Origin of the sequence: Pseudomonas sp. J452 (assembly GCF_024666525.1) — a bacterium.
GTDB lineage: Bacteria > Pseudomonadota > Gammaproteobacteria > Pseudomonadales > Pseudomonadaceae > Aquipseudomonas.
Genome location: NZ_CP088294.1, coordinates 2,263,628 through 2,279,876, shown reverse-complemented (window position 1 = coordinate 2,279,876; position 16,249 = coordinate 2,263,628). Strand labels below are relative to the sequence as shown.

Genomic DNA, 16,249 nt, shown 5'->3' with positions numbered 1-16,249 from the left:
CCCGCCGCCAGGAGGGCCGGCGAGCGCATAATCCGCACCGCGATTGCCACCGGCGTCGCTCCCGCGGACGCAAGGTCCGCACCTCCATGTTGCAGGGATGCATATGCTCGCTTCGATCAAGTCGGCTTGCCGCCGCATTTTCGCTATTTTCGCTTTGGTCATCCTCGGCATCCTGCGCCTGGTGCGCTGGCTGCTGGGCGCCCTGGTGGGCAGTTGGCAGCCGCCGTTGTGGCTGCGCAAGCTGTGGCAGGGCCTGTGCGCCTGCGGCCGCTGGCTGCGCGCGCGGCCCAAGCAGACGGCCGTAGCTCTGGCGCTGCTGGCCCTGCTCGGCGGGGCTGGCGCCTATGCCTGGCACTGGTACCAGAACCTGCCGGTGCCCTACAGCGTGGCTTACTCGGTGGAAGCCCCGGCGCTGACCGATTACACCCAGGAAACGCCCGTCATCGCCCCCCTGCGCATCGACTTCCTCGACTCGGCAGCGCCGCTGGAAGCCATCGGCAAACCGGTGCAGCAGGGCATCGAACTGCAGCCGGCGATCAAGGGCGCTTGGCACTGGGCGAGCGATCGAGCCCTGGTGTTCACCCCGGCCGGCGATTGGCCGATTGCCCAAGGCTACAAAGTGGTCATGGCCGAGGAAGGCCTGCTGGCCGACGGCGTATTGCTTGAGCAATACGAGCAACGCCTGCACACCCAGGCCTTCGACGCAGAAGTCAGCAGCCGCGAGCTGTACCAGGACCCGGTAGTGCCGAGCCTGAAGAAACTGGTCAGCACCATCCGCTTCACCCACCCAGTGGATCAGCAATCCTTCCGCGAGCGGGTCGCCATCAACCTCGACCGTGGGCTGGAATACCGCGACAAGGATGTGCCGCCGAACCCGGAAATCAGCTTCAGCAAGAACGGCCTGCAGGCCTATGTGCACTCCGCGCCGCTGGCCACCCCGCTGGAAAGCAGCAGCGTGAGCCTGGTGGTGGACAAGGGCATCAAGGCGCGCGACGGCGGCAACGCCACCAGCCAGCAACTGCACACCTCGGCCACCATACCCGGTCGCTACCGCCTGACCTTCAGCTCCAGCAACGTTCAGTTCGTCGACAACGACCGCGGCGAGCCGGAGCCGGTGCTGATGTTCAGCAGCTCCAGCGCCGTGGCCGACGAGGCCATCGCCAAGCAGGTGCAGGCCTGGCTGCTGCCCGAGCGCACGCCACAAGGCAGCGAGTACTGGGACGATTACCAGGTCGACGAAAAGACCCTGGCCAAGGCCGAACGCCTGCAGCTGACCCATATCCCCAGCATCGAGCCGCTGAACAGCCTGCACGCCTTCAAGTTCAAGGCCGCGCCGGGGCGTTTCCTTTATGTAAAGGTGGCGGCCAAGGTCGAGGCGGTCGGTGGCTACCTGGCCAAGGACCCGACCTACAGCCTGCTGCAGATGCCCAAGTACCCGCGCGCTCTGGCCTTCCTTTCCGAAGGCGCCCTGCTCAGCCTGAATGGCGAGAAGCAGCTGGGCATCCTCGGTCGCGGCGTGCCCGGCGCCCAGGTGGAAATCTCGCGCCTGCTGCCCAATCAGCTGCACCACCTGGTCGACCAGAACTACGGCAGCTTCGCCCGCCCGGAGATCAGCAACAGTTACTTCGACCGCATGGTCGAACGCATGGCGGTCAAGCTGCCGCTGGATGCCGGCGACCCGGCCAAGACCCAGTACAGCCATGTCGACCTGGCGCCCTACCTGAATGCCGACGGCGGCCGGCGCGGCATCTTCGTGATCAAGCTCAGCTCCGAGGACGATCCGAGCCAGGACACCTTCGACTATTACTACGACGACAACCCGACCCGCGACCTGCGCTTCGTGGTGGTCACCGACCTGGGTATCATCGCCAAGCGCAGCAGCGATGGTAGCCACGACATCTTCGTCCAGTCGCTCAGCCAGGGCGGCGCGGTGGCCGGTGCCGAAGTCGAGATCATCGGCCGCAACGGCCTGCCGGTGGCAACCGCCTACACCGACCTCAACGGCCAGGCGCACTTCGCCAAGCTCGACGAGCTGCGCCGCGAGAAGACCCCGCTGATGTACGTGGTCAACCATGGCAACGACCAGTCGTTCCTGCCGGTAGCGCGCAGCCAGCATCGCCTCGATCTGTCGCGTTTCGATATCGGCGGCCAGTACGAGGCCGGCGAGCCGGATCGCCTCGGCGCCTACCTGTTCAGCGACCGCGGCCTGTACCGTCCGGGCGAGACCGCCCACCTAGGCATGATCGTCCGCACCGCCAACTGGAGCGGCCAGCTGCAAGGCCTGCCGGTCGAACTGGACGTGCGCGACCCGCGTGGCCAGAGCGTGCTGCGCCAGCAGCTGAAGCTGTCCAGCAGCGGCTTCGAGAGCCTCGACTTCCACAGCAGCGAAGCAGCGCCGGCCGGTACCTACACCGCCAGCCTGAGCCTGATCGATGAAGAAGAGCGGCGTACCGAACTGGGCAGCGTCGACTTCAAGGTGCGCGACTTCGAGCCGGACCGCATGAAGGTCACCACCACCCTGGCCAAGACGCCGGTCAAGGGCTGGATCGCCCCCGAACAGGTCGAGGCCAAGGTCAAGGCCATGCACCTGTTCGGCGCGCCGGCCTCGGCGCGTCGGGTCACCGCCGAGATGACCCTGTCGCCGGCCTATGCCGCCTTCGACGGCTATGCCGACTACCGCTTCCGCCTGAACAACTCGCTGAACGAAAGCAGCACGGAGGAACTGCCGGAAGCGCAGACCGACGACAACGGCGAAACCCTGCTCGACCTCAAGCTGGAGCGCTACGCCGCCAGCACCTACCGCCTCAGCCTGCTGGCGCGGGTGTTCGAGGCCGAGGGCGGACGCAACGTCGCCGCGCAGAGCAGTCTGATGGTGTCTTCCGCGCCCTGGCTGGTCGGGGTCAAGAGCGTCGATTCGCTGAGCTACGTGAGCAAGGCCGCCAAGCGCGAGATCGAGTGGCTGGCCATCGGCCCGGATCTCAAGCCGCTGGCGGTGGACGGCCTGTCCACCGAGCTGGTCGAGCACCGCTACGTCTCGGTATTGGTCAAGCAGTCCAACGGCACCTACAAGTACCAGTCTCGGATCAAGAACATCCCGCTGGGTAGCCAGCCGCTGGCGATTGCCGCCGCCGGCAGCAAGCAGACGCTGAACACCAGCGAACCCGGCGACTACACCCTGACCCTCAAGGCCGCCGATGGCACGCCGCTGAACCAGGTCGACTACAGCGTCGCCGGCCAGGGCAACGCCAGCCGCTCACTGGAACGCAACGCCGAACTGCAGCTGCGCCTGGACCAGGACAGCTACGCCCAGGGCGGTGAGATCGAGATCAGCATTCGCGCGCCTTACACCGGCGCCGGGCTGATCACCATCGAGCGTGACAAGGTCTACGCCCACCAGTGGTTCAAGGCCGACAGCACCAGCAGCGTGCAGCGCATCCGTCTGCCCGCCGAGCTGGAAGGCAACGCCTACGTCAACGTGCAGTTCGTCCGCGACAGCGCCTCGCCCGAGGTCTACATGAGCCCGCTGTCCTATGGCGCCGCGGCCTTCCGCATCGACCTCGACGCCCGGCGCATCCCACTGCAACTGGAGGCCGCCGAGCATATCGAGCCGGGGCAGACCCTCGACATCAATGTGCGCAGCGACCGCCCAGGCCGCGCGGTGATCTACGCGGTGGACGAAGGCATTCTGCAGGTTGCGCGCTACAAGGCGCCCGACCCGCTGGCGCAGTTCTTCCAGAAACGCGCCCTGGAAGTGGAAACCAGCCAGATCCTCGACCTGCTGCTGCCCGAGTTCAGCCGCCTGTTGCAGGCTGCGGCGGTCGGCGGTGACGGCGAAGACCTGCTCGGCGCCCACCTCAACCCGTTCAAGCGCAAGCGTAAGCCGCCGGTAGCCTACTGGTCCGGCCTGGTCGACCTGCAGCCCGGCGACAACCACTTCAGCTACCCGGTGCCGGACTACTTCAACGGCAAGCTGCACCTGTTCGCCGTGGCCGTCGACGATGCCCGCATAGGTGTGATCGAAGGCGCCACGGCAGTGCGCGGGCCGCTGGTGATCACCCCCAACGTGCCGGCCTTCGTCGCCCCGGGCGATGTGTTCAAGGTCAGCGCCGGGGTGTTCAGCAACCTGGAACAGCCGGCCACGGTCAAGGTCAGCGTGGAGACCAGCGCCGGCCTCAAGGTGCAGGCCATCAACCAGGTCGAACTGCAGCTGGCGCCGCGCAAGGAAGGCGTGGTGGAGATCGACCTGCTGGCCCTGGGAGCCCTCGGCTCGGCCGATCTCAATTTCGTCGCCACCCTGCCGGACGGCAAGCGCGTGCAGATCGGCGAAACCACCTCGGTGCGTCCGCTGGTCGAGCGCCGCGTGGCGCTGACCCTGGGCCGCACTGAGGACTCCAGCGGAGAAGTGCAGATCAGCCGCGATCTGTACCCGCAGCTGCGCAACGTACGCTTCGGCGCCGCCGGCTCGCCGCTGGTGTGGGCCGACGGCCTGCAGAGCTACCTGGCCGACTACGGCTACAGCTGCACCGAGCAACTGGTGTCCAAGGCCATGCCGGCGCTGGTCTGGGGCAGCTCGGCGGCCGGCGTCGACCAGGCCGCCCTGCCGGCCTTCGACAACGCGGTGCGCATCCTGCGTTCGCGGCAGAACCTGGAAGGCGGCTTCGGCCTGTGGGCGGCCAACCCGCAGGTAGTGCCGTTCGCCAGCCTGTATGCCAGCGACTTCCTGATCGAAGCCAAGGAACGCAACTACCCGGTACCGGGCGACCTGCTCAACCGCGCCAACGCCTACCTGTCGCAAGTGGCCAACGGCCCCAGCGAAGGCCTCAGCGAACTGCGCGACCGCGCCTACGCCGCCTACCTGCTGACGCGCCAGGGCGTGGTCACCAGCGGCGCCCTGGCCGATATCCGCGAACGCTACGAGACCTACCACAGTAAGAACTGGCAACAGGACATCGGCGCCGCGTACCTGGCCGCCAGCTACAAGCTGCTCAAGCAGGACAAGCAGGCCGACAAGCTGTTCGGCGAGCAGCAGTGGCGTACCCTGGAGCAGAACTGGAGCAGCTACGGCCTGTACTACGACCCGCTGGTGCATGACGCCGAGCACCTGCGCCTGCTCAGCAAGCACTTCCCCGGCGAGCTGGACGAAGTGCCGGTGAAACTGCTCGACAGCCTCGGCGAGCGCCTCAGCGAACAGCGCTACAACTCGCTGTCCGCCGCCCTGCTGCTGCGTGCCCTGGACAGCTACGGCGAGCGCGCCGAAGTCGGCCTCAACCTCAAGGTCAGCGCCTGGCTGGGCAAGCAGGGCGAGCAGCCGCTGCAGCTGAGCGGCAAGCCGCCGATCAGCGAGGTGCCGATCGCGGCGAAGATGCTCCTGCTGCGCAAGGACAGCGACGCGCCGGTGTTCTACATGCTCAGCGAAGCCGGCTACGACCGCGGCGCGCCGAACAAGGTGATTGCCGACGGCCTGGAAGTGACCCACGAGTACACCGATCTGGATGGCGAACCGGTGGACCAGGTCAAGGTCGGCGACGAGTTCTTCGTGCGCCTGCGCCTGCGCGCCAAGGACTTCGACCAGGTGCAGCAGGTGGCCGTGGTCGACCTGCTGCCGGGCGGCACCGAGCCGGTGTACAACCAGCCTGCCGTGGTGACCGCCAGTACCGACGAGGAGTCGTCCGAGGAGGAATACAGCGAGGAAGGCGAGTACGCAGAGCCGAGCTGGCAGCCGCCGGTCGGTGAAAGTGCGCTGAGCGACTGGAACCCGGACTTCGCCGACGTGCGCGACGACCGCGTGGTGCTCTACGGCACCGTCTACCGCGACGCCGCCACCTTCGTCTACCGCGTGCGCGCCACCAACGCCGGCACCTTCGGCACGCCGCCGGCCTACGCCGAAGGCATGTACGACACCAGCCAGCAGGCGCGTGGCAAGGCGGGCAAGCTGACCATCGTCAAACCCTGAGAACCTGCTTACGATCTGCTGCGCGTCGGCCATACCGCGTTAAAGATGGCCTCGGGATGCTCATTTACAACCAGTAAATTCCGCTCCCTTGGCCATCTTCGCCTTGTCTGGCTCTAGCTCGCGAGATCGTAAACAGACTCTCATGGCATGCCCCGCCGCCTGGTGCGGCGGGGCTTCCTTCACCTCTGCCAGGAACGCCTCATGCGCAGACTCATGCCTTATCTGCTGCTCGCTCTGACCCTGCCCGCCGCCGCGGGCTCATCCCAGCCTCTGCCCGAGGATCTCGCGGCCTTTATCCAGGACTATGAGAGCTGCGAGCATTTCAGCGGCGAGGAACCCTACGACGCAGAGCGGCGCGCCTTTCTCAACGAGCAGATCGAGCAATCCTGCACCGGCCTGGAAGCCCAGCGCAGCGTCCTGAGCCAGCGGTATGCCGGGCAAGCTGAGCTGTTGCAGCACCTGCACGACCACCCGCCGCTCTGAACCCCATGACTCCCACCACCCTAGCCCCACGTCGCTGGCAACGCATCGCCTGCTGGCTACTGGCTGCCGGCCTGCTGTTGCTGATCCTGCGCCTGTGGCCGCATGCGCCGCTGCGCGAAGCGGCGCCGCTGTCGCGCCTGGTGCTGGCGGAAAATGGCGAGCTGCTGCGCATGACCCTGGCCAGCGACGGCCAGTACCGCCTGTGGCTGCCGCTGGAGCGCATCGCCCCGGCGATGATCGATGCCCTGCTGCTCAAGGAAGACCGCAATTTCTACCGTCACCCCGGCGTCGACCCGACGGCGCTGCTGCGCGCCACCTTGGCCACCTACGGCGGTGGCATGCGCCAGGGCGGCTCGACCCTGAGCATGCAGCTGGCGCGCCGGCTGTATGGCCTCAACTCGCGGCAGATTCCCGGCAAGCTGCAGCAGATCGCCCTGGCCCTGTGGCTGGAAGCACGACACAGCAAGCACGACATCCTCGAGGCCTACCTCAACCTGGCGCCCATGGGCGGCAATATCGAAGGGGTCGAGGCGGCCAGCCGCATCTACTTCGCCAAGTCCGCCGAGCAGCTGTCGCTCAGCGAGGCCCTGGCCCTGGCGGTGATTCCCCAGCAGCCGGGGCGCGGCCAGTTCGGCCCGTCGCTGCAGAAGGCCCGCCTGCAACTGATGGCGCAGTGGCGCAGCGAGCACGCCGACGACCCACGCAATGACGGCCTGCTCGAACTGCCGCTGCAGGCCCGCACGCGCCAACAGCTGCCGTTCCGCGCCCCGCACCTAAGCGAACAGTTGCTGGCCAGTCACAGCGCTGCCGAGCTGCACAGCACCCTCGACCTGCGCCTGCAGACCCGTCTGGAAAAGCTTATCGAGCAGTTCGTCAGCGACCACCGCCGCCAGGGCGTGCGCAACGCAACGGCGATCCTGGTGGACAGCCGCGACCAGGCGGTGAAGGCGCTGGTCGGTTCGGCCGACTACTTCGATGCGGGCATCCACGGTCAGGTCAACGGCGTGCAGTCGCGGCGCTCGCCGGGCTCGACGCTGAAACCGCTGCTCTATGCCCTGGCCCTGGACCAGGGCCTGATCCAGCCGATGAGCATCATCAAGGACGCGCCCAGCGCCTTCGGCGCCTTCCAGCCGGAGAACTTCGACGGCAAGTTTGCCGGCCCGCTGACTGCCCAGGACGCACTGATCCGCAGCCGCAACGTGCCGGCCGTGTGGCTGGCCAGCCAGCTGGATAAACCATCGCTGCACGGCCTGCTGCAACGGGCCGGCATCCAGCGCCTGCGCGAGGAGGAGTTCTACGGCCTGGCTCTGGCCCTCGGCGGCGGCGAGATGACCCCGGCCGAGTTGGCCAAGCTGTACCTGCTGCTGGCCGGCGATGGCCGCCTGCGTCCACTGCGCTGGACCCGCGAAGACCGCGGCGAACCGGGCGCGCAACTGCTGTCGCCGCAGGCCAGCTTCATGGTCCGCGACATGCTCCGGCATAACCCGCGCCCGGACGGCCTGCCCGCCGATGCCCGCGGGCGCAACTGGCCGGTGGCCTGGAAGACCGGCACCTCCTGGGGTTTCCACGATGCCTGGAGCGCCGGCCTGGTCGGCCCCTACGTGCTGGTGGTGTGGGTCGGCAACTTCGACGCCACGGCCAACCCGGCCTTCGTCGGCATCAAGACCGCTGCGCCGCTGTTCTTCCGCATCGCCGATGCCCTGCCACTGGCCCTGCCCGAGGTCCAGGCGGCCGTCGACCGGCCACCGCCGGGACTGACCCGGGTCGAGGTCTGCGCCGCCTCCGGCGAGCTGCCCAACCGCTGGTGTCCGCAGACCCGCAAGACCTGGTACATCCCCGGCGTCTCGCCGATTCGCGTGTCCGACCTGCATCGTCCGGTGATGGTCGACCGACTGACCGGCAAGGCCGCCTGTCCACCGTTCGACCCGGCGACCAGTGAACTGCAGGTCTTCGAATTCTGGCCGTCCGAGCTGCAGCGCCTGTTCGCCGCCGCCGGCCTGCCGCGGCGCACCCCGCCGGACGCCCAGCGCGACTGCCAGGTGCAGGCGGCGGTCAATCTGCAGGAGGTGCCGCGCATCACCTCGCCGCTGACCCAGGTGACCTACAGCCTGCGCCTGTCGCAACCGCAGGAGAGCATCGCCCTGAGCGCCAACGCCGCCAGCGACGCGCGTCGGCTGTACTGGTTCGCCGACCACACATTGCTCGGCCAGGGCACGCCACAGAATGCCCTGCAGTGGCGCCCCGAGCGTTCCGGGCAGTACCAGATCCGCGTCAGCGACGACCAGGGCCGCAGCGCCAGCCGCGCCTTGCGCGTGGAGTTCCTGCCCTGACAGTTAGTAGCCCGGATGCAATCCGGGAAGGGAGGTATGCCGATGGCTCGTCCCCGGATTGCATCCGGGCTACGGCCTGCTATGAATTGGGTTGAGCACAGCCATGTAGCGACATGAGGGCGTGTAAGGCGGCGCGGATCGCTTTTGCCCCCTCTCCCGTTTACGGGAGAGGGCTGGGGAGAGGGTTAGTGGACCCCCGCCCTCTCCCCCGGCCCCTCTCCCACAAGTGTGAGAGGGGAGTTACCGCACTCCGCGGCAGAACCTATATCCAGCCGCCCCACTGCAGCACAAACAAACCAATATTGGTGCTCAGCACCGCCGCCAGGGTGGTGATGACGATGATCGACGCCGCCAGTTCGTGGTTGCCGCCACTGGCCTTGGCCATGACGAAACTGGCCGCCGCCGTGGGGCTGGCGAAGTACAGGAAGAGGATGCCCAGTTCGGCATTGCGAAAGCCGCAGAGGAACGCGCCGAAGGTCGCCAGTAGCGGCAGCCAGAGCATCTTCCACAGGCTGGCGCTGAGGGCCAGGCCGCTGCCCTGGCGCAGCGAGGCCAGCGACAGGGTACCGCCGATGCAGATCAGCGCCAGTGGCAGGGTCATGCTGGCGAAGTAGTCGCCGGAGGTGAGCAGCCAGGCCGGCAGTTTGACCTGCCAGTAGGCGAACGGTATTGCCGCCAGCACACCGAGGATCAGCGGATTGCGCAGGATGCTCTTGCTGATGCTCCACACGTCGGCCTTGGCCTGCGGGCTGTAGATCGCCAGGACGATGGCCGACAGGCTGTTGTAGGAAAGGATCACCACGCCGCCGAGGATGCCGCCCAGCGACAGGCCATAGTCGCCATACAGGCTGGTGGCCAGGGCCAGGCCGACGATGCCGTTGTTGCCGCGAAAGGCGCCCTGGGTGTACACGCCGCGCTCCTCGCGCGGGATGCGCAGGATCGCCCAGCCCCAGACCAGCAGAAAGCCCAGCAGCGTGGCCAGCAGGAAATAGCCGAGCAGCGCCGGCTGCAGTGCGGTGTTGAGGTCGGCATGCAGAATGGCGAGGAACAGCATGACCGGCATGGTGCCCTTGAACACCAGGGCCGAAGCGGTATCGATGAAACGCGCGTCGATCCAGCCCAGGCGCTTGAGGCCCACGCCGAGGAACAGCATGGCAAACACCGGGGCGGTGACGGCGAGGGTCTGCTGGACAACGGCGAGCATGGCGGGCGCCCGAGTAACTGCTTAGGGCGCTAATGATAACCGAGCGGACAGGAAAAAGGCTTTCACCAGGCTTTCAACCAGGCAGAAACCCGTAGGAGCCAGCTTGCTGGCGATCTGTGCACACAAGGCGCAGCGCTGATCGCCAGCAAGCTGGCTCCTACAAACCCGGGCGCGACTCGCTCAGCGGCGTACCGGGCGCTTCTGCAACTTGCGCTGCAGGGTGCGTCGGTGCATGCCCAGGGCGCGGGCGGTGGCGGAGATATTGCCCTCGTGCTCGGCCAGCACGCGCTGGATGTGCTCCCACTGCAGGCGGTCCACCGACATCGGGTTTTCCGGCACCAGGGTGTCCAGGTCGGCATGCTTGGACAGCAGCGCGGTCAGCACGTCGTCGGCGTCGGCCGGCTTGCACAGGTAGTTGGTGGCGCCGCGCTTGATCGCTTCCACGGCGGTGGCGATGCTCGAGTAACCGGTGAGAATCACCACGCGCATCTCCGGGTCCAGCTCCAGCAGCTTCGGTAGCAGCACCAGGCCGGAGTCGCCTTCCATCTTCAGGTCGACCACCGCGTAGTCGGGCAGGTCTTCCTTGGCCAGGGCCAGGCCCTCCTCGGCCGAGTTGGCCACACTGACGCGCAAGCCGCGCCGGTCCATGGCCCGCGCCATGACGCGGGTGAAGGTGGCGTCGTCGTCCACCAGCAGCAGGTGCGGCTGCTCTTCGCCGTCGATCAGTTGCTCGTCACTCATGTTCATCTCCGGGGGCCAGTCTGGGCAGGCGCAGTTCCGTCAGCGTACCGCCATCTTCATGGTTGTAGAGTTTTACCGACCCGCCGGCCCGCGTCACGCTGGCCTGGCTGAGGAACAGGCCGAGACCGAAGCCCTTGCCCTTGGTGGTAAAGAAAGGTTTGCCGATCTGCTCGGCGATGGCCAGCGGCACGCCAGCACCGTGATCGAGAATGCTCAGGACGATCCACTGGTGATCCCAGTCGAGGCGGATATCCAGCTTGTCCGGACAGGCATCGGCGGCATTGTTGAGCAGGTTGAGCAGCGCCTGGGTCAGGTCGGCCGGCGGCGCCAGGCGTGGCACGGCGCCGAAACCGAGGGGCTGGAAGCGGTAGGTGGCTTCCGGACGCATCAGGTGCCAGCGGTTGAGGGTGGCTTCCAGCCACTGCACGGCGGTCTGCTCGAACACCGCCTGGCGACGATCCGCCTCGGCGGCACGCACCAACTGCTGCAGAGTTTCCTTGCACAGCTTGACCTGCTCCTGAAGCAGCGCCAGGTCGTCCTGCAGGGCCGGCTTGTCGCGGTATTCCTGGCGCAGTTCCTTGATCAGCACGCTCATGGTCGCCAACGGCGTACCCAGCTCGTGGGCGGCGCCGGCGGCCTGGGTGGCCACGGCGAGCAACTGCTGATCGCGCATGCCCTCCTCGCGGCGCAGGGCCTGCAACTCGTCCTGGCTGCGCAGGGCGCCGGCCATCTTGACCACGAAGAAGGTGATGAAGGCCGCCGACAGGGCGAAGTTCATCCACATGCCGAACAGGTGCAGGCTGATCAGCATCGCCTCGTGCTGCACATTGTTCAGGTGCAGCGGGTGGTACCAGATCAGCAGCGCGGTGTAGCCGCTCAGGGCCAGGCCACTGAGGACCATGGAGTAGAACCACGGCAGGGTCGCCGCGGCGATGGTCAGCGGCACCAGGTAATAGGAGACGAAGGGGTTGGTCGAGCCACCGGAGAAATACAACAGCAAGCTGTGCACGACCAGGTCGCAAGCCAACTGGGTGGCGTACTCCAGCTCGGTGACCGGCCACGGCCCGCGCAAACGCAGAGCGGTGAACAGGCACAGGCAGAGGGAAATACCGAGGACGATGCTCAGCGGCAACCAGGGCAGCGGCAGCAGGTCGGACAGGTAGGCGATGCCCACCGAGCCGGCCTGGGCAGACAGCACCAGCATGCGGATCAGGGTCAGGCGCCAGAGATTCTGACGACTGGCGGACAGCAGTTGAACGGGTGCGTACATGGTGGCTCCGGCAGACTGCGGCGAGTATAACCAGAGGCCTGTGCCGGCCGCCTGCCTGCGGCAACTCGCCGCAGCCCGAAAAAACGGGAACAGAGCCTAACCCGCCTGGTCAGATATGCGCGTCTACCCCTAGGACAATTACTCGCAAGGAGTCTCTATGCACACGCTCAACCGCCTCGCCGCCACCGTCGTATTCGGTGTCATCGCCCTGACCAGCCTGTCGAGCCTGGCTGACGAGGCCCGCTACAACCAGATCGCCTTGCGCGCCGAAGTCGGCCAGGAAGTGGCCCACGACCGCATGTACGTGACCCTCTACAGCGAGGCGCAAGACAAGGACCCGGGCAAACTGGCCGCGGCCATCACTACCACCCTGAACAAGGCTGTCGAGCAGGCGCGCAAGGTCAAGGGCGTTAGCGTCAGCCTGGGCAACCGCAACAGCTACCCGGTGTATGAAGATGAAGGCAGCAAGATCAGCGCCTGGCGCGAGCGCGCCGAAGTGCGTCTGGAAAGCGCCGACTTCGCCAGCCTGGCGCAACTCAGTGCCGATCTGCTCGGCGAGCTGAAGATGGCCGAAATGAACTTCGCCGTGGCCGACGCCACTCGCCAGCAGAGCGAAGACGCGCTGATCAAGGAAGCCGTCGCCGCCTTCAAGGCCCGCGCCCAGCTGGCCACCGAAGCACTCGGCGGTTCGGGCTACAAGCTGGTCAGCCTCAACCTAAACAGCGGCGGCTTCCAGCCGGTGATGCCGATGCGCGCCATGGCGATGGACAGCGGCAGCTTCAGCAAAAGCGCCCCGGCACCGCAGATCGAGGCGGGCAGCAGCAAGGTGAGCATGGCGGCTGATGGGGTAATCGAGATACAGATGCCCTGAGAACGCTTGAAAACTCCCCTCTCACACTTGTGGGAGAGGGGCTGGGGGAGAGGGTATTGGCCCACTCGCCCTCTCCCCCAGTCCTCGGCTTTGGCTTCCTGCGTCACTCTACGTCCTACATCCATGCAGCCCTCTCCCGTGAATGGGAGAGGGGGCAAAAGCGCACCGCACCTGCCCTACACACTGCTGTAGCGATGCAAAAAATCGTAACGAGGTTCTGAGAGCTTGTTCACGATCACTTGATCGCCGGCCTTGCCTGGCTCTAGCTCAAAAGACCCCAAACAGGCTCTCACTTTGTGCATGCGCCGTTACCTGCGGTGACTCCATGGGTAACGGCCAGCCAGGGCAACCACCGCCCGATTTGTACAAATGCGACACCGACTTACAGCTTCCCCCCGTCTTCTACACTGATCTCGGCTTAACGTTGTTGCCCGGCATATGCCGTGCATAGTTTCGCGCAAGGTGCTCACAAAGCGCCCCTCACGATGACAACAACCACAAACCTGAGGTCAACATGCGTAAAAACGCCGTCATCCATACACTTCTCGCCGCTGGGCTGATCGCCAGCGCTCCGCTCGCCAGCGCCGCCAGCAACCTGGTGTTCTGCTCCGAAGGCAGCCCTGCCGGCTTCGACCCCGGTCAGTACACCACCGGCACCGACTTCGATGCCGCTGCGGAAACCATGTTCAACCGCCTGACCCAGTTCGAGCGTGGCGGCACCGCCGTCGTCCCCGGCCTGGCCGAGAAGTGGGATATCGGCGCCGACGGCCTCAGCTACACCTTCCACCTGCGCCCCGGCGTAAAGTTCCACAGCACCGAGTACTTCAAGCCGACTCGCGAGTTCAACGCCGACGACGTGCTGTTCACCTTCCAGCGCATGCTCGACAAGGAACACCCGTTCCGTAAGGCCTACCCCGCCGAATTCCCCTATTTCACCGACATGGGCATGGACGCCAATATCGCCAAGCTGGAAAAGCTCGACGACATGACGGTCAAGTTCAGCCTGAACAATGTCGACGCGGCCTTTATCCAGAACCTGGCGATGAGCTTCGCCTCGATCCAGTCCGCCGAGTACGCCGACCAGCTGCTCAAGGCCGGCCAGGCCGCCGACATCAACCAGAAGCCGATCGGCACCGGGCCGTTCGTGTTCAAGCGTTACCAGAAGGATGCGCAGATCCGCTTCACCGGCAACCAGGACTACTGGCTGCCGGAAGACGTGAAGATCGACAACCTGATCTTCGCCATCAACACCGACGCCTCGGTGCGCATGCAGAAGCTCAAGGCCGGCGAATGCCAGATCACCCTGTTCCCGCGCCCGGCTGACCTCGAGTCGCTGAAGAAAGACCCGAACCTGGCCATGCCTGAACAGGCCGGCTTCAACCTCGGTTACATCGCCTACAACGTCACCCACAAGCCGTTCGACCAGCTGGAAGTGCGCCAGGCGCTGGACATGGCGGTGAACAAGCAGGCGATCATCGATGCCGTGTACCAGGGCGCCGGCCAGCTGGCGGTGAACGGCATGCCGCCGACCCAGTGGTCCTACGACGAAACCGTCAAGGACCCGGCCTTCGACCCGGAGAAGGCCAAGGCCCTGCTCAAGGCGGCCGGCGTCGCCGAGGGCACCGAGATCACCCTGTGGGCCATGCCGGTGCAGCGCCCGTACAACCCCAACGCCAAGCTGATGGCCGAAATGCTGCAGGCCGACTGGGCCAAGGTCGGCATCAAGGCGAAGATCGTCAGCTACGAGTGGGGCGAGTACCTCAAGCGCGCCAAGGGCGGCGAGCATGACGCCATGCTGATCGGCTGGAGCGGCGACAACGGTGATCCGGACAACTGGCTGGGCACCCTCTACGGCTGCGACGCGGTGGACGGCAACAACTTCTCCAAGTGGTGCGACGCCTCCTACGACAAGCTGGTCCAGGCGGCCAAGCGCACCACCGACGTGGCCGAGCGCACCGCCCTGTACAAGCAGGCCCAGCACATCCTCAAGGCCCAGGTGCCGATCACCCCGATCGCCCACTCCACCGTGTACCAACCGATGCGCAAGAGCGTGCAGGACTTCAAGATCAGCCCGTTCGCGCTCAACTCCTTCTACGGTGTGGGCGTCGGCAAGTAAGCCACTTACCGGGCGGCCACGCGCCGTCCGGACTCATTCTGCAGCCGGTAGCCCGGATGCAATCCGGGGGGCACAGCGCCCACAAAGCCCCGGATTCCATCCGGGCTACCGGCTATTCGAACAGCGTAGGAGTGAGCTCTGCTCGCGAACGTTGGCCTATGAAAAGCTTCGCTCGCGATGCTCGCTCCTACAGAGCATGATCCTGGCCATAAGCAACGCCCCACAAGGGCAAACCCTGATGATGCGGAGTACCCCAACGCAATGCTGTCCTTCATAGCCAGACGCCTGGGGCTGCTGATCCCCACCTTCTTCGGCGTCACCCTGCTGACCTTCGCCCTGATCCGCCTGATCCCCGGCGATCCGGTGGAGGTGATGATGGGCGAGCGCCGGGTCGATCCCGAGATGCACGCCGAAGCCATGCACCGCCTGGGCCTGGACAAGCCCCTTCCGGCGCAGTACCTGGACTACATCAGTCAGCTGGCCCAGGGCGATCTGGGCCAGTCGCTGCGCACCCGCGAAGGGGTGTGGGACGAGTTCCTAACCCTGTTCCCGGCGACCCTGGAGCTATCCCTGGCCGCCCTGCTGTTCGCTGGCACCCTGGGCCTGATCGCCGGGGTGATCGCCGCGCTCAAGCGTGGCTCGCTGTTCGACCATGGGGTGATGGGCATTTCCCTGGCCGGTTACTCCATGCCGATCTTCTGGTGGGGCCTGCTGCTGATCATGTTCTTCTCCGTGTACCTGGGCTGGACGCCGGTGTCCGGACGCATCGACCTGCTCTACGACATCACCCCGGTCACCGGCTTCATGCTGATCGACACCCTGCTCAGCGACGAAGAAGGCGCCTTCGTCGACGCCCTCAAGCACCTGATCCTGCCGGCCATCGTGCTCGGCACCATCCCCCTGGCGGTGATCGCGCGGATGACCCGTTCGGCCATGCTCGAAGTGCTGCGCGAGGACTACGTGCGCACAGCCCGCGCCAAGGGCCTGTCGCCGGCGCGCGTGGTGTTCGTGCATGGCCTGCGCAACGCGCTGATCCCGGTGCTCACGGTGTTCGGCCTGCAGGTCGGCGCCCTGCTGGCCGGCGCGGTGCTGACCGAGACCATCTTCTCCTGGCCGGGCATCGGCAAGTGGCTGATCGAGGCCATCGGCGCCCGTGACTACCCGGTGGTGCAGAACGGCATCCTGCTGATCGCCTGCCTGGTGATCCTGGTCAACTTCGTCGTGGATGTGCTCTACGGTCTGGTCAACCCACGCATTCGCCATCAGAAATAAGGAGGCCCG

The 16,249-nt window shown here is 66.2% G+C and carries 9 protein-coding genes; 6 read left to right on the top strand and 3 right to left on the bottom strand.

Going from position 1 to position 16,249, the window contains the following annotated elements; genetic code table 11:
• The first annotated feature begins 103 nt into the window (after positions 1 to 103).
• The 3 genes from LRS11_RS10240 (at position 104) to pbpC (ending at position 8,766) form a co-directional block, all read left to right on the top strand.
• Positions 104 to 5,953, top strand: a complete 5,850-nt coding sequence (locus tag LRS11_RS10240) for an alpha-2-macroglobulin family protein (protein WP_260496710.1) — start codon at positions 104 to 106, stop codon at positions 5,951 to 5,953.
• A gap of 201 nt (positions 5,954 to 6,154) precedes the next feature.
• A complete protein-coding gene (locus LRS11_RS10235) occupies positions 6,155 to 6,436 on the top strand; it encodes a hypothetical protein (RefSeq protein WP_260496709.1) in 282 nt (93 codons plus the stop codon).
• Positions 6,437 to 6,441: 5 nt separating this feature from the next.
• Positions 6,442 to 8,766, top strand: a complete 2,325-nt coding sequence (gene pbpC, locus LRS11_RS10230) for a penicillin-binding protein 1C (RefSeq protein WP_260496708.1) — start codon at positions 6,442 to 6,444, stop codon at positions 8,764 to 8,766.
• A gap of 262 nt (positions 8,767 to 9,028) precedes the next feature.
• Here the strand turns inward: pbpC and LRS11_RS10225 are convergent, their stop codons facing one another.
• From LRS11_RS10225 to LRS11_RS10215, 3 genes are all read right to left on the bottom strand, one after another.
• Positions 9,029 to 9,970 (bottom strand): AEC family transporter, encoded by a 942-nt coding sequence (locus tag LRS11_RS10225; protein WP_260496707.1) that lies wholly within the window; start codon positions 9,968 to 9,970, stop codon positions 9,029 to 9,031.
• A gap of 180 nt (positions 9,971 to 10,150) precedes the next feature.
• Positions 10,151 to 10,711, bottom strand: a complete 561-nt coding sequence (locus LRS11_RS10220; RefSeq protein WP_173203582.1) for a response regulator transcription factor — start codon at positions 10,709 to 10,711, stop codon at positions 10,151 to 10,153.
• On the bottom strand, positions 10,704 to 11,981 hold the full coding sequence (locus LRS11_RS10215; RefSeq protein WP_260496706.1) for an ATP-binding protein: 1,278 nt from the start codon (positions 11,979 to 11,981) through the stop codon (positions 10,704 to 10,706). Before LRS11_RS10215 ends, LRS11_RS10220 begins: the two co-directional genes overlap by 8 nt.
• Before the next feature lie 157 nt (positions 11,982 to 12,138).
• Between LRS11_RS10215 and LRS11_RS10210 the strand changes: the two genes are divergently transcribed.
• The 3 genes from LRS11_RS10210 (at position 12,139) to LRS11_RS10200 (ending at position 16,240) form a co-directional block, all read left to right on the top strand.
• Positions 12,139 to 12,852, top strand: a complete 714-nt coding sequence (locus LRS11_RS10210; protein WP_260496705.1) for an SIMPL domain-containing protein — start codon at positions 12,139 to 12,141, stop codon at positions 12,850 to 12,852.
• 514 nt (positions 12,853 to 13,366) lie between these two features.
• Complete coding sequence (locus LRS11_RS10205) at positions 13,367 to 14,968, top strand: ABC transporter substrate-binding protein (RefSeq protein ID WP_260496704.1); 1,602 nt, start codon at positions 13,367 to 13,369, stop codon at positions 14,966 to 14,968.
• Between the two features lie 261 nt (positions 14,969 to 15,229).
• Positions 15,230 to 16,240: an ABC transporter permease subunit gene (locus LRS11_RS10200; protein ID WP_260496703.1), complete on the top strand. Its 1,011-nt coding sequence runs from the start codon at positions 15,230 to 15,232 to the stop codon at positions 16,238 to 16,240.
• Positions 16,241 to 16,249 lie beyond the last annotated feature (9 nt).

Bases quoted from the DNA above. Each gene is read 5' to 3' on its own strand.
- LRS11_RS10240 (WP_260496710.1), top strand. From the start codon at position 104: ATGCTCGCTTCGATCAAGTCGGCTTGCCGCCGCATTTTCGCTATTTTC.
- LRS11_RS10235 (WP_260496709.1), top strand. From the start codon at position 6,155: ATGCGCAGACTCATGCCTTATCTGCTGCTCGCTCTGACCCTGCCCGCC.
- pbpC (WP_260496708.1), top strand. From the start codon at position 6,442: ATGACTCCCACCACCCTAGCCCCACGTCGCTGGCAACGCATCGCCTGC.
- LRS11_RS10225 (WP_260496707.1), bottom strand. From the start codon at position 9,970: ATGCTCGCCGTTGTCCAGCAGACCCTCGCCGTCACCGCCCCGGTGTTT.
- LRS11_RS10220 (WP_173203582.1), bottom strand. From the start codon at position 10,711: ATGAGTGACGAGCAACTGATCGACGGCGAAGAGCAGCCGCACCTGCTG.
- LRS11_RS10215 (WP_260496706.1), bottom strand. From the start codon at position 11,981: ATGTACGCACCCGTTCAACTGCTGTCCGCCAGTCGTCAGAATCTCTGG.
- LRS11_RS10210 (WP_260496705.1), top strand. From the start codon at position 12,139: ATGCACACGCTCAACCGCCTCGCCGCCACCGTCGTATTCGGTGTCATC.
- LRS11_RS10205 (WP_260496704.1), top strand. From the start codon at position 13,367: ATGCGTAAAAACGCCGTCATCCATACACTTCTCGCCGCTGGGCTGATC.
- LRS11_RS10200 (WP_260496703.1), top strand. From the start codon at position 15,230: ATGCTGTCCTTCATAGCCAGACGCCTGGGGCTGCTGATCCCCACCTTC.